Here is a 12,696-nt window from a genome sequence, read left to right on the forward strand (position 1 = left end):
GCTCCGGCGGAACCACCCGCTACGGAACGGGCAGAGCGGGGATCGTCGTAAATGCGGACGAGGCGTTGAAGCGCAGGCCCAGCAGGACGAGTTGGCCAGGCTCGGCGGTGGAGACCCGCACGGTTCCAATGGCTCCCGCGGCGGCGGGGATGCCCAGTTGCTGATCGTCCAGCGCCATGTCGGCATGACCGAGCGGCGGAATCGAAAAGGAACGTTCACCCAGGGTGGCAGCGCCCGTGGAGTCGAGCACGGTCAGCGTGACCGCGGCCGCCGCGCCGGACAGATTTGCCATCGCGATGCCAGTGGATGCGCCGTTCGTGTTGTCGAAGGGCATCAGGTAGGCCGCACCTTCCGGCAGGCCCAATGGGACGAGGCTTTCGGATAGTGGTCCGCTGTCAGGCTGGTGGGAGAATGTGGCATAAGCGACAACACTGGCGTTTGAGCGGAGTTGCAGCCAACCGCGCAGGACGGAGGCTCCGGCACCCGGTGATTTCAGGGTGAGAGTCGCTCCCGGAGCGAGGGTTCTTTCGAGAACGGAGCCTGAGAGCAGGTACTCGCCGAAGCGGTAGGAGAGGACGAGCGGCACGGGCATCGGCGCGCCGGCTCCATCGAAGAAACTGAGCAGGACGCGAGCGGCGTCTGCTCCCGGGTTGGCGATGGTGACGGCGGTCTGCCAGCCTCCGCCCGTGACCCAGTGCGGCAGTGCGGCGGCGACGCTCCACTGCGCGGCGGCCGCTGAAGCCTGCTCCAACGTCCACGAAATGCCGGCCACCGTGATGGCGCCCGAGCGCGCGGCGCCGGAGTTCCCGGACACCTGGAAGGTCACTGAGCCGCTGCCCGTGACGGAGGCCGGGCCCACGAGGGTCACCCAATCGAGCAAGGTGGAGGCCACCCAGTTGCAACCGGACTGTGTCGCGACGTTGACCACGCCGATGCCTCCGGAGGCCGGGAATGACTGCCCGGCGGAATCGACCGAGAACGTGCAGGGGCCGCCGCTGGTGGGTGAGGAGAGGGCCACGGCCAGGATGGAAGGGGCGCTGGTAAGGATCCCATTACCGGCGGTCAGGGAGAGCCGGTAGACGCCGGGCTGATTCGCGGAGAACGCGGGGTGCAGGGTCTTGGAGTCGCTGAAGTGGGCGTCCGCACCGGCAGGCTGGCTAATAATGCGCCACTCGAGGACGGGTTCCGGTTCAAAGACGGCCACTTCCGCGGCGTCGAGGGTCACCGCGTCGTTGACGGTGGCCTGGCGGTCCGGACCGGCATAGGCAACAGGGTCCCGTTGAGCGGCCAGGAGGGCGACGGCGGGATAGATCTGTTCGTAGTAAGCGTTGTCGAGCGGGAAGCCCCAGGCGGCGAAACGGGGGCGGAGGTCGGAATGCAACGCGGCGCTGACGGCCGCGACAAAGAAGGTGGCTTGCTGGGTGTCACCGGAGAGGGCGAAGGGATATACAGCTTCGCTTTGCGGCAGGAAGGTAGAAAAGAAACGATAGAGCCAGGCGGAGCCGTAATCGTTCATCAACGCGGCAAGCATTTCATCGAGAATGTTGGCGTCCAGGGTCGTGTAGTCCGCGCCTTTCGCCAGGTAAGCCTTCAACAGCGTGCCGCCATTGAAGCGCATTTGACTGGCGATCTCTTGCACCCGGGTGGCACTGACGCCCGACACTTCCGGCGGCAATTCGTTCAGCCGTGCGGATACGGCCATGGCGGCCAGGCTGGCCAGCCCTTCGACAAAGGCGACGTTGTTGTTCTGGTTGGCGCCGGAGAAGGTGAAACGGGAGAAGCGCTGCGAACCCAGGGTGAAATTGTGGCCCATTTCGTGGAGAATGACGAACCACTGGGTAGAGACGGGCGTGACATCCACCCACAGGCAGCTACCGTCGTGGGATTTCGAGATGTCGGTGCCGAGACCGACAGGATTGCCGGAGCCACCGCAGGGCAGAGTCTCCTTGGCGGAATCAGGGTTGCCGGGACCGGCGACGTTGGCCAGGAATTGGGTGTCGCCGCGCCAGGGGATCACCCCGGTGATCTGCCGCTCCAGCAGGTAGCCGGCGTCGGTGGTCTCGGGCACCTGGAACTGGGGCAGCAGCGCGTTGTTGTCCAGATGGCCCGCCTGCTTCGGGGCGTAGTAAGTGATGTTGGGCTGAACCCAATAGGCGAGGTCGGGATCGAAGGGCGGATCGTTGACGCGGAGGGTCGCGTTATCCGAGGAGGGGACACCGTCGATGGAGGCGCTGAACGAGACGCCTTCGCTGCGGTCCTGTGGCGCGCGGAAGGCCGTGATCCAGCCATCTGAGGCCATGGTGGCGACGGCGGAGGGGCCATGGAGTTCCGTGACGATTTTGTGTTTCGAGAGGTCGAGCGGGGTACCGTCGGCGTTCGCGGCATCGAATTCGAAACGACCGGCAGGGTGGGTGCCGGGTGACAGATAGAGCAGGGGCGGCAGGACGCGGAAGTGGCCGGCGGAGACCTGCGCCGAACCGGTCTGCGGCAGCCCTTCCACTTGAGCGACCACGTCGGCCAGGCCGAAGCCGGTGGCGGAGACTCGGCCGGCGGAGTCGACCTGAACAACCGCGGGATTGGAACTGGTGAACGAGAGCTTTCGACTGCGGGTGGGCACCAGGCGGCCCTGGGTATCCCGGAGTTCGACACGTAGGGTGCCGGTGGTCGTGCCTCCGCGCAGGGCGACTACCGCCGGCAGGACCCGGACGGAGTAGCCGCAGGCGGGGTCCTCGGCTGAGGTGATGGTGGCGGTGACCGTGCGATCTGACGACTCGCCGGCCTGGGAGGTGGCGGTGGCCCGGATGGTATACACCCCATTCGCCGTGTACTGGTGGACGGAGGGGAACATCGAGTTATTCCGGGTGCCGTCGCCCCAATCCCAAGCGATGTTGGCGATGACATCACCGGTGGAGGGGGAGACGCCTCCATTCACCGAGACCTGGCCACAAGCAGCGACGGCCGGCGGGGTAAGGCTGAGGGAGATGGCGGAGAAAGCAGACGGCGCAAATGCAATGAGGAGAAGAATGGCGAAGCGAGCAACGGGCCACATCAGATTTGTCTATCCTATTCCCTTTTATCTTACGGCAAGGAAGAAACCGGATCCGGCGTAGCAGGGCCGGGCGTACAGCCAGGGCAGATCGGATTCGCAGGAGATTCACATCCCAATATTCATTGCAGCGTTTGAGAGCTTTTTGTATACAATTAATGCGGAATCGAGATCTCCAAAATGGACAAAGAACAAGAATCGCCAAGCGCGGCCGTGACTCTGGATCAAGTCCTGAAGAAATACGGAAAGATCTGGATCTGGTCGATCCTGATGACATTCAGCGCCGCCGAGTTCATGCGAACGTTGGGCGGGGTGAATGTGTTGACATACAACATCCGCAATGGCCAGATAGGGGGCATTGCCGGCGAAGCGGCCATCCGTTGCATTTACGGAGGGATTGAGTGTGTCGCCTGTTTCCTGTCCCTCTTCTGGCTGTTCCAATTCATGGTGAGTGAGATACTCCCGATCTTCTTCGAGGTCACGGGCGAAGCGGAGATCTCAGACGGCGCCCGGTTGCTCTACTGGGCTTTCGGCGCAACCCTGATTGGCGTTGGGGCGGAACTGGGCGGCATGCTCCTGCTGGGCTTGATGCAATTGCGCTAACGGCGGGTTCGAGCGGCGGCGGGAGACCCTTCCTGAAGTCCTCCGCAAGAATCCACGCAGAATCCTCCGGATCATGGAACATTCGTGAGAGATGTTACGTTTTCCCTGGTGTGGAGGACGTTTGTGACCGATCCCAGAGAGCTGGTGATGTTGCCGACGCATAAAGTCACGTACCCGGGGCGGAAGGTCGCTGTGACCCTCGATTAGCCCGGCATGGCCCTGGACCTGTCCAGGGCAGGGTATGGTTTGACTTTAATCCATTCATAGTCCTACGCTTACCGTGAGGGAAAAGCTGCGATGAGCAAGAAGTGGTACAACTACTTCGTTTCGGTGGACTCTGTGACGGGGGAGCCGGCTTCTGGCGGCGAATCCGGCGAGAGCGCTTCGGGACCGGGTGCGCCCGCTCCGATGAGCGCGGCCGATGAGATCGCCGGCCTGGCCCACTCCATTCAACCAACACCCGCGCCGAAGTTTGCCAACCCGGTGGCCGATCCGGCCTCGTTTGCCCAGATTTACGAAGCGGCCGAAGTGCGCGTGCCTGCGCACGGGTTCACCATCTTCAAGATCGCCGAGATGCTCAAGAGCGAGCATATCCGCAGCCTGCCGGTGGAGATCAAGCGGAGTTCAGTCCTGCTGGCGCTGGATGCGGCCGGAGTGAAACTGCAGGAAGTGATCGAAGACGCGGTGCATCGCGACCGGGCGCTCGACACGTTTGAGGCGGTGCAGCAACGTTCGCTGGATCAACTGGAAGCCCGCAAGGCGGACGAGAACAAGCAACTGCAGGCGGAAGCCGACCGGGTGCTGAACGAGCTGCGGGCCAAGATCCAGGCCAACAACGACGAGGTTACAAAGGAACGGGAGCGCCTGCAGGGCTGGCGGTTCCAGAAGCAGCAGGAGGAGCGCCGGATCTTCGATGCGGTGGCTCCGTTTGTCCCGGAAAACCCAATCACCACGGGGCCCGCCGTGACGCCCAAAGCAGAGTCCGGTAAAGTACCCGGCAATTAGCCGGGAAGGAGCAGTGATTCATGATGAACCGCCTGTCGCGGATCTTTCGTTCGTTTTTCGGTTTCTTCATCTCCATTGCCGAGGATCCCGAACTCATCCTCGAGCAGAACATTCGCGACATGAACGATCAGGTTCCGCGAATGAACGAGAGCATCGCGATGGTGAAGGCCAACGTGACGCTGCTGGAGAAGGAAGAGTCGAAGTACCAGGCCCAGTTGAACGACCTCGGCGCCAAGGTGAAGGCCAGCATTCAGGCGGGCCGGGACGACCTGGCCGGGCAGTTCGCCATCCAACTGGAGCAGTTGCGCGGGGCGCTGGCACGCACGCAGGGCCAGTTGACGACGGCGCGGTCGGCTTACGACAAGGCCCTGAACGTCAAGAAGGCTTTCCTGCGCGAGAAGGAACGCAAGACGAACGAGGCGATGAATGCGATTCGCGATTACCGCCGTTCGAAGTGGCAGAAGCAGGTGGCCGATGCCATGGAGCAGTTCGAGGTGGCCGGTATCAGCCAGACGCACGATGAGATGGTGCGGAAGATCGAAGAGACCACGGCGGTGAACGAGGCACGGATGGAGATGGCGATCGGCAATGTGGACCAGCAGCGGTTCCAGATTGAAGAAGACGCCGAGAAGTTGCGCGCGGCCGAACTGGTGAAGCAATTCAAGGCGGAGATGGGACTGATGACGCCTTCGGCGTCGACACCGGCGCCGGAGAAGACGATCGGCGGCCGCGAGCAGGATCGCACCACGTAGTAACAGGAGGCGACCTAAGAGGCAATCATGGCAATACGAATTGAAAAAGGCGGGTGGGCTTTCATCTTTGTGCTGGGCTTGGGCCTGGTGGGCTACAGCCTGGACCGGTATGGGGTGGTGAACCTGTCAGGTCTGCTCGGCAAGGGCGGCGACAAGGCGGCGAGCAAGTCGGCTGTGGACACGTCGAAGCCGCTGCCCACGACGGGCGACAAGGAATCGAACGAAGTCCGGGTGAGAGTGAATATCTGGGTGGGCTGCGTGGGCGGCCTGGTGGCCAACGGCGGCCTGGACACCGCGGCGGGCTCTATCTACGACAAGAAGGGCATCAAGGTTTCGTTCAAGATCATTGACGACTGGACGGAAGGCACGGCCGCGCTGGCATCGAACAATGTCGATGTGATGCTGACTACGGCCGACGTCTGGGCCAAGGACTACGCGCAACTGGCCGAGAAGGGTTTCCATGCCCGGGCGGTCTATATGGTGGACTGGTCGCGCGGCGCGGATGGTGTAATCGGCAAGCAGGGCGTGAACAGTATTGAGGATCTGGCGGGCAAGAGCGTGGCCTTCGCGCCTTACACTCCGTCGCACTTCCTGCTGTGGAACGGCCTGAAGACCTCCGGCCTGACGACCGAGCAGCGGACTGAGATCTTCGCCAAGGCCGTGCATACGAAAGACGGCATCGAGCCGGCGACCCTCTTCGCGCAGCAGAAGGTGGACGCGGCCGTGGCGTGGGATCCGGACATGAGCGACGCGGTGGCGAAGCGCAAGGGATCGAAGAAGATCTACGACACGCGCGTGGCGAACCGGTTGATCGCGGACATCCTGGTGGTGAGCGACCGGTTCTCGAATGCCTCCCCGCAGACGCTGCGGAAGTTCCTGGAAGGCTGGCTGGAAGGCGTGGAGTTCATCAAGCAGCAGCCGTCGCGGGCGCACACGCTGATCGGGACGATCAAGGATTTCAACATCCCGGCCGATCTGGCGAAGACGATGCTGGAAGGCGTCAGGCTGAGCGATTACGCCGACAACAAGGCGTTCTTCGGCCAGGGCGCGGGCAGCGATTACCACAACATCATGGGCATGGCGCAGGACATGTACCGCGAGATGCGACTGGTGAAGGGCGTACCGGATCTCGAGGGCAGCGTGGACCGGCGGTATGTGGCCGGCATGGAAGGCAAGTTCTCGTCGACGTCGACCGAGGCGCCGATTGAGTACAAGGCTCCGCCGAAGGGCGCGACGCCCATCGCGACGCAGCGCCGGGCGATCTACTTCGAGACGAACTCGGCGGCGATGAGCATGGACTCGCGAGCGGTGGTGGATGAAATTGGCGGCATGATGCGCGCGTACGAGAATACGGTGGTGGATATCGATGGGAACTCGGATGCCACCGGGTCGCGTGAGATCAATATGTCGCTCTCCCGGGAGCGTGCTGAGACGGTGAAGAGCTATCTGATGAAGAAGTACGGCTACCCGGCCAACCGCATGCGGACGGCTGGCAACGGGCCGGATAAGCCGATCGACAACAACGACACGCCGGAAGGCCGCGAGAAAAACCGCCGCACGGATATCAAGATCTACGCGAATCCGGCGGGGCAATAATGGCACATCCGTCCACTATCCGCAGGCCCATTGCAAAGCAGTGGCAATTGGGGCTCGGCGTGGCTGCCTGGACGCTGGTGGTGGTGGTGTGGTTCGTGCTGACGCGCGGCGACCTGCTGCCACCGCTGGCGCTGCCGGATCCGGCGGGCGTCGTGACGGCCATGGTGCGGCTGTGGACCGAATACGACCTACTGGGTAACGTCTTCCAGAGCTGGTGGCGCATCGCCCAGGCATTCGGCTGGTGTGTGGTGGTGGCGATCCCGCTGGGCCTGGTCATGGGCAGCTTCCCGTGGGTCTACCACTTTGTGAATCCGGTGGCGGCGCCGATGCGGTCGATGCCGATCACCGCCTTTCTGCCCGCGTTCATCGCCCTGTTCGGGATGGACGAGGGGATGAAGGTGGGGTTCCTGTTCTTTGGGATGTTCTTCTACCTGCTGTCGCTGGTGGTGGAAGAAGTGAACAAGGTGGACAACGCGCTGCTGGAGACGGCCTATACGCTGGGCGCGAACGTGCCGCAGGCGGTGTGGCTGCTGTTCCGGGCCTCGTTCCCGGCGATCTTCGGTTCGTTCCGGATCCTCTACGACATCGGCTGGACCTACGTGATTCTGGCCGAGATGGTGAATTCGCGGCGCGGCGTGGGCTACATGGTGGAAGCGGCGCGCAAGGTGCTGGATTTCGAGCGTGTATATGCAGGCATCATCGCCATCGGCGTGGCCGCATTTCTGTTCCGATGGCTGTTGACGGCTCTGGAGAGCCGGCTATTCCCCTGGCAACAACCGGCGCTGCGGCAAGCGGCTCCGCCCGTCCCCACTGGCCATGCAACCAAAGAATAAGATCGCCCTCCGCAACGTATCGCGGGTCTTCACCAACGCCGCCGGCGAGAAGATCGAGGCGTTGCGCGACGTAAATCTGGAGGTGGAGGACGAGTTCGCTCCGGACGGCCGGGACATCGGCGAGTTCCGGGTGCTGCTGGGTCCGTCGGGCTGCGGCAAGTCGACGATCCTGCGGCTGATCGCCGGGCTGGACTTCCCTACGAAGGGCGAAGTTCTGATGAACGGCCAGCCGGTGACCGGACCGGGATCGGACCGCGGCATGGTGTTCCAGAAGTACACGTCGTTTGCCTGGCTGACGGTATCGAAGAATATCGAGTACGGGCTGTCGATCAAGGGCACGCCTCCGGCGGAGCGAAAGGAGATCGTGTCGCACCTGATCGACGCTGTCGGGTTGCGCGGGTTTGAGAACGCCTATCCGCACACGTTGTCAGGCGGCATGCAGCAGAGAGTGGCGATCGCGCGTTCGCTGGCCGTGCGGCCGCAGGTGCTGCTGATGGACGAGCCGTTCGGGGCGCTGGACGCGCAGACGCGCAACGAGATGCAGGACCTGCTGCTGCGGATCTGGGACGAGACGGCGGCCACGGTGCTGTTCGTCACGCACGACGTGGCGGAGGCGGTGTTCCTGGCGGACCGGATGTATATCGTGAGTTCGCGCCCGGGCACGATCGTGGAGGAAATCCCGGTCCCGTTCGGGCGGCCGCGCGACCAGGGACTGAAGGAGCAGCGCGAATTCCAGGAAGTTGAGGCGCACGCCCTGGCCCGGTTGCGCAGAGCCGGCGGCGCCGGACAGGTGCGGGTCAGCGTTTAGAAGCCGTGGCGGTTGCCGGGCGCACCCTTATACAATCGATTAGCAGACATACGCGTCGCACATGCCCAACGACAAGCCCAATTTCGGTACCGAGTTGAAGGGCGCTATCAACCACAAACTGGACGAAGCGGGCCTTTCGCAGCAGGACTACGTCAAGGCGGCGCTGAAGTGGCAGTACAACTGGATCGGCCTGGCCGGGGCGGCGGCATTCGCCGTGGTCTCGGGTACAGGCCTGCCGCTGGTGCTGGCCGCGGGGCTGGAGTTGATGTACGTCGCCCTGGTGCCGCAGAGCAGCCGGTTCCGGCGGCTGGTGCGGTCGTGGAAGTACGCCGGCGAGAAACGCGAGCACGACAAGCGGCTGGAAGAGATGTACAAGAACCTGCCGCCGGAGATGCGCAGCCGGTATGCGTTCGTCCAGCAGGTGGCGCAGGCGATCCGCACAAACTACCAGCAGCTTTCGGCCAGTTCGCAGATCTTTGCGCGGCAGATGGCGGAGCGGCTGGATGGGCTTCTGGAAGGCTATGTCCGGCTGCTGTTCACGGCCAATACGCATCGTGAGTACCTGAAATCGTTGAATCCGGACCAGGTGCGGAGCGAAGTGGCGTTCCTGGAGAAGTCGCTGGAGAAGAATGCGCCGAAGGTGCAGGAGATCAACCGGCGGCGCATCGAGATCCTGCGCAAGCGGGTGACGAAGTTCGAGAAGATCCAGGAGAACCGCCAGGTGATCGACGCGCAGTGTGCGGCGATCGAGGACGTGCTGCAGCTGATCCGCGACCAGTCGGTGACGATGCGCGATCCGCAGGAAGTGAGCGCGCAACTCGAGAACCTGGTGCAGGACGTGGAGCAGACCGAGCAGAGCGTGCGCGAGATGGAAGAGATTTACGCCCTGACCGCGCAGGAGAGCGATGAACTGCGCCTGCCCGAAGCCGGCGGGGAGCCCCCGCAACAGAACCGTGTCCGGAACTGAATATGAGCTCGACCACACCGCCCTCCCCGCTGGAGCCGCTGCCCGCATGGGCGCGCCGGCTCTCTGAGAAGTACTATTCGCGGACGCTCGCCATGTTCGTGCTGCACGGCAATGTGCACGACCTGGTGCCGTGGAGGCGCGGCGACCGCACGGATTACGTGCCTTTGTCGAAATTCCTGAACGAGGGACTGTTCGGACGCCGGGACCTGGTGCTGAGTTACGACCGGGGCGGCGGCATCACGTTTGCGAACAGTGACGTGCAGGCCGACTTCCAGCGCGCGCTGGTGGGTTACGACTCATTCCATGGCACGAAGTATTCGCAGGGACTGCCGCGCAATCCAGACGCCGTCCTGACCCTGATCGAGAGCTATCTGCGGCTGCGGGTGATGGACGGCAAGAAGATCGCGTTGATGCTGGATTTCGCAGACTCGATTGTCCCGGCCAGCGATTCGGCGTCGATGGGGTCTGAAGATCGCAACTGCCTGGTGATGCTGAAGCGCTGGGCCCAGAACCAGCACTTCCTGCGGGCCGACGTCACTGTTTGCCTCATCGCGGAGAGCCTCTCGGCCGTGAATTCCGGGCTGGTGCAGAATCCAGGCGTCTCCGCGATCGAGATCCCGCTGCCGGACGAGGCGGAGCGCATCGAGTTCGTCAAATGGCAGATGGCGCTGACGCCGCTGCCGGAGGGCTCGGAAGTGACAGCGGAGACGCTGGCCAAGCTGGGCGCGGGGCTGAAGCGGGTTCAACTGCAGAACCTGATCTCGCACGCCAGCGAGAACCGGCAACCGCTGACGCTCGCGTTCCTGACGCGGTTGAAGAAGGAACTGATCGAAGCCGAATCAGGTGGACTGTTGGAGTTCGTGCAGAGCCGGTTTGACCTGTCGATGGTGGCGGGCCTGGAGCAGGCCAAGAAGAAGTTACAGGACGCGGCCACGGCGCTGCGGGTTGGACGCTTCGACGTGCTGCCGATGGGTTATGTGATCTCCGGTCCGGTGGGCACGGGCAAGACGTTCCTGACGACCTGTTTCGCCGGCGAAGTGGGGATCCCGGCCGTCATGCTGAAGAACTTCCGCAGCATGTGGCAGGGTGTGACGGAAGCCAACCTGGAACGGGTATTGACGTTGCTGAAGGCGATGAGCCCGATCGCGGTGGTCGTGGATGAGGCCGACGCGCAACTGGGCGACCGGTCGAGTTCCGGCGACAGTGGTGTCGGCAACCGGGTTTTCGCGCAGATCGCGCAGTTCATGGGCAATACGGAGTTGCGCGGCAAGGTGATCTGGTTCCTGCTGACGTGCCGGCCCGACCTGCTGCCGGTGGACTTGAAGCGCCAGGGCCGTGCGGAAGAGCACATCGCCCTGTTTTACCCGCGCAGCGACGCCGAGCGGCTGGCGATGCTGCGGGCGATGCAGCGGAAGACGGGGACGCGCGTCGCTTCCGAGGAAGCGGAGCAGTTCTTCCTGGCCAACGCAGGGATGCTCTCGGGCGCTGACACGGAAGCCGTCCTGGTGCGGGCTCGGATGAAGAGCGCCCTGGAAGGCGATGCGGCCGTCGACGTCGAGGACCTGAAGGCGGCCATCGCCGACTTCATTCCGCCCAGCTATCCGGACGAGATCGAATTGCAGAATCTGGTGGCGGTGCTGGAGTGCACTTCGCGCAGCCTGCTGCCGGAGGAGTACCGGACGATGGACCGCGGCGAGATCCAGCGACGCGTGGCCGAGCTGCTGGCACTGGCGCGCTAAACCGCTCCTCCTGACAGTCGCTTCCCTTCCCTAATCCCGTCCCACGGGAGACACGCGGACATTTTCGACGGCCCCTATATTTTTCTTTGCCTGATGTGACTTCCGCGAGGGATCCCTTGTCAGAGGGAGTGGAAGGGAACACCGCGAATCTAAGATGGCCATCCCAGGCGCGCCGGCCCCACGTGTGCGCTGACGGGCCCGCCAGATCGCAGCAGTAGAACAGATCCACATGAAACAACCAGTCCGTCTCCTCAATCGTTGCTCGGCTGAATTCCTCGGCACATTCTGGCTTGTGTTCGGAGGGTGCGGCAGCGCCGTCCTGGCAGCCGCATTTCCAGGCCTCGGAATCGGCTTCGCCGGCGTGGCGCTCGCGTTCGGCCTCACCGTCCTGACCATGGCATACGCCATTGGCCATATCTCAGGGTGTCATTTGAATCCGGCTGTCTCCATCGGTCTCGTGGCGGCCAAGCGGTTTCCGCTTGAGGAACTGCCGGCCTATGTCGCGTCGCAGACAGCGGGCGCCATCGCCGGAGCCGGGGTTCTGTATGTGATCGCCAGCGGCAAGGCCGGATTCGACGCCAGCGGCGGCTTTGCCTCCAATGGGTTTGGCTTGCACTCGCCTGGCGGCTACTCGATGCTGGCTTGTCTGCTGGCCGAGATCGTGCTCACCTTTTTCTTTCTGTTCATCATTCTGGGGGCGACAGACCGCAGGGCGCCGCAAGGGTTCGCGCCGGTGGCCATCGGCCTCGGACTCACGCTGATTCACCTAATCGGAATCCCGGTGACGAACCTCTCAGTCAATCCCGCGCGCAGCACTGGTCCGGCATTCTTCGTAGGTGGGTGGGCCATTGAGCAACTTTGGCTGTTCTGGGTTGCGCCGATCGCCGGCGCGATTCTGGCCGGTCTTCTGTACCCGGCGCTGGCGGGCAATTCGCTCCCGGCGGAAGACGAACTCCGCTAGTGTCCGGCGACAACCTTTCGATTCAAGGAGAATTTGACCCCATGAGAATCATTCAACTGGCTCCGGCTTTGCTGGTTGCGGCATCGCTATTCGCGGCTCCACAGGCCGCCACCAAAGCCGCGGCTGCAAAATCGGCGGCGTCCCAGACGGCCAAAGCGGCGCCGGCGGCGGCACTTCTGGACCTCAACTCGGCCACGACGGAACAACTGGAGGCGCTGCCGGGCATCGGCAAAGCCTACGGCGAAAGAATCATCAAGGGCCGGCCGTACAAGGGCAAGAACGAACTGGTGGATAAGCAGATTGTGCCCGCGTCGGTCTACTCCAAGATCAAGGACAAAGTGATCGCGAAACAGAAGTAGCGGCGGCCGGCAGAGTATCAGGTTCGG

General features: G+C 63.3%; 11 protein-coding genes. 10 read left to right on the forward strand and 1 reads right to left on the reverse strand.

Annotated features, from left to right (window positions below; translation table 11 throughout):
* Nucleotides 1–19: 19 nt before the first annotated feature.
* Nucleotides 20–3,049, reverse strand: a complete 3,030-nt coding sequence (locus IRI77_RS12575; RefSeq protein ID WP_194452396.1) for a PKD domain-containing protein — start codon at nucleotides 3,047–3,049, stop codon at nucleotides 20–22.
* A gap of 177 nt (nucleotides 3,050–3,226) precedes the next feature.
* On the opposite strand from IRI77_RS12575, the gene IRI77_RS12580 reads away from it, so the two are divergent.
* The 10 genes from IRI77_RS12580 to IRI77_RS12625 all read left to right on the forward strand — a co-directional run bounded on the left by IRI77_RS12580 (nucleotide 3,227) and on the right by IRI77_RS12625 (nucleotide 12,669).
* Nucleotides 3,227–3,649: a hypothetical protein gene (locus IRI77_RS12580; protein WP_194452397.1), complete on the forward strand. Its 423-nt coding sequence runs from the start codon at nucleotides 3,227–3,229 to the stop codon at nucleotides 3,647–3,649.
* A gap of 297 nt (nucleotides 3,650–3,946) precedes the next feature.
* A complete protein-coding gene (locus tag IRI77_RS12585) occupies nucleotides 3,947–4,654 on the forward strand; it encodes a hypothetical protein (RefSeq protein ID WP_194452398.1) in 708 nt (235 codons plus the stop codon).
* 20 nt (nucleotides 4,655–4,674) lie between these two features.
* A complete protein-coding gene (locus IRI77_RS12590; protein ID WP_194452399.1) occupies nucleotides 4,675–5,406 on the forward strand; it encodes a PspA/IM30 family protein in 732 nt (243 codons plus the stop codon).
* Between the two features lie 27 nt (nucleotides 5,407–5,433).
* Nucleotides 5,434–7,002, forward strand: a complete 1,569-nt coding sequence (locus IRI77_RS12595) for a phosphate ABC transporter substrate-binding/OmpA family protein (protein ID WP_194452400.1) — start codon at nucleotides 5,434–5,436, stop codon at nucleotides 7,000–7,002.
* The gene (locus IRI77_RS12600) at nucleotides 7,002–7,835 is read left to right on the forward strand and encodes an ABC transporter permease (protein ID WP_194452401.1); all 834 of its coding nucleotides are present in this window, start codon (nucleotides 7,002–7,004) and stop codon (nucleotides 7,833–7,835) included. The genes IRI77_RS12595 and IRI77_RS12600 overlap by 1 nt, the downstream gene beginning before the upstream one ends.
* The gene (locus IRI77_RS12605; protein WP_194452402.1) at nucleotides 7,819–8,643 is read left to right on the forward strand and encodes an ABC transporter ATP-binding protein; all 825 of its coding nucleotides are present in this window, start codon (nucleotides 7,819–7,821) and stop codon (nucleotides 8,641–8,643) included. Before IRI77_RS12600 ends, IRI77_RS12605 begins: the two co-directional genes overlap by 17 nt.
* A gap of 61 nt (nucleotides 8,644–8,704) precedes the next feature.
* Nucleotides 8,705–9,610 (forward strand): hypothetical protein, encoded by a 906-nt coding sequence (locus IRI77_RS12610; protein WP_194452403.1) that lies wholly within the window; start codon nucleotides 8,705–8,707, stop codon nucleotides 9,608–9,610.
* Between the two features lie 2 nt (nucleotides 9,611–9,612).
* The gene (locus IRI77_RS12615) at nucleotides 9,613–11,349 is read left to right on the forward strand and encodes an ATP-binding protein (protein ID WP_194452404.1); all 1,737 of its coding nucleotides are present in this window, start codon (nucleotides 9,613–9,615) and stop codon (nucleotides 11,347–11,349) included.
* A gap of 229 nt (nucleotides 11,350–11,578) precedes the next feature.
* Nucleotides 11,579–12,310, forward strand: a complete 732-nt coding sequence (aqpZ, locus tag IRI77_RS12620; RefSeq protein WP_194452405.1) for an aquaporin Z — start codon at nucleotides 11,579–11,581, stop codon at nucleotides 12,308–12,310.
* A gap of 41 nt (nucleotides 12,311–12,351) precedes the next feature.
* Nucleotides 12,352–12,669, forward strand: a complete 318-nt coding sequence (locus IRI77_RS12625; protein ID WP_194452406.1) for a ComEA family DNA-binding protein — start codon at nucleotides 12,352–12,354, stop codon at nucleotides 12,667–12,669.
* The last annotated feature ends 27 nt before the right edge of the window (nucleotides 12,670–12,696 follow it).

Origin of the sequence: Paludibaculum fermentans, assembly GCF_015277775.1 — a bacterium.
In the GTDB taxonomy this organism is placed as follows: domain Bacteria; phylum Acidobacteriota; class Terriglobia; order Bryobacterales; family Bryobacteraceae; genus Paludibaculum; species Paludibaculum fermentans.

Coding starts and splice junctions, on each gene's coding strand:
- IRI77_RS12585 (WP_194452398.1), top strand. CDS start 3,947: ATGAGCAAGAAGTGGTACAACTACTTCGTTTCGGTGGACTCTGTGACG.
- IRI77_RS12590 (WP_194452399.1), top strand. CDS start 4,675: ATGATGAACCGCCTGTCGCGGATCTTTCGTTCGTTTTTCGGTTTCTTC.
- IRI77_RS12615 (WP_194452404.1), top strand. CDS start 9,613: ATGAGCTCGACCACACCGCCCTCCCCGCTGGAGCCGCTGCCCGCATGG.
- aqpZ (WP_194452405.1), top strand. CDS start 11,579: ATGAAACAACCAGTCCGTCTCCTCAATCGTTGCTCGGCTGAATTCCTC.
- IRI77_RS12600 (WP_194452401.1), top strand. CDS start 7,002: ATGGCACATCCGTCCACTATCCGCAGGCCCATTGCAAAGCAGTGGCAA.
- IRI77_RS12605 (WP_194452402.1), top strand. CDS start 7,819: ATGCAACCAAAGAATAAGATCGCCCTCCGCAACGTATCGCGGGTCTTC.
- IRI77_RS12610 (WP_194452403.1), top strand. CDS start 8,705: ATGCCCAACGACAAGCCCAATTTCGGTACCGAGTTGAAGGGCGCTATC.
- IRI77_RS12575 (WP_194452396.1), bottom strand. CDS start 3,049: ATGTGGCCCGTTGCTCGCTTCGCCATTCTTCTCCTCATTGCATTTGCG.
- IRI77_RS12580 (WP_194452397.1), top strand. CDS start 3,227: ATGGACAAAGAACAAGAATCGCCAAGCGCGGCCGTGACTCTGGATCAA.
- IRI77_RS12595 (WP_194452400.1), top strand. CDS start 5,434: ATGGCAATACGAATTGAAAAAGGCGGGTGGGCTTTCATCTTTGTGCTG.
- IRI77_RS12625 (WP_194452406.1), top strand. CDS start 12,352: ATGAGAATCATTCAACTGGCTCCGGCTTTGCTGGTTGCGGCATCGCTA.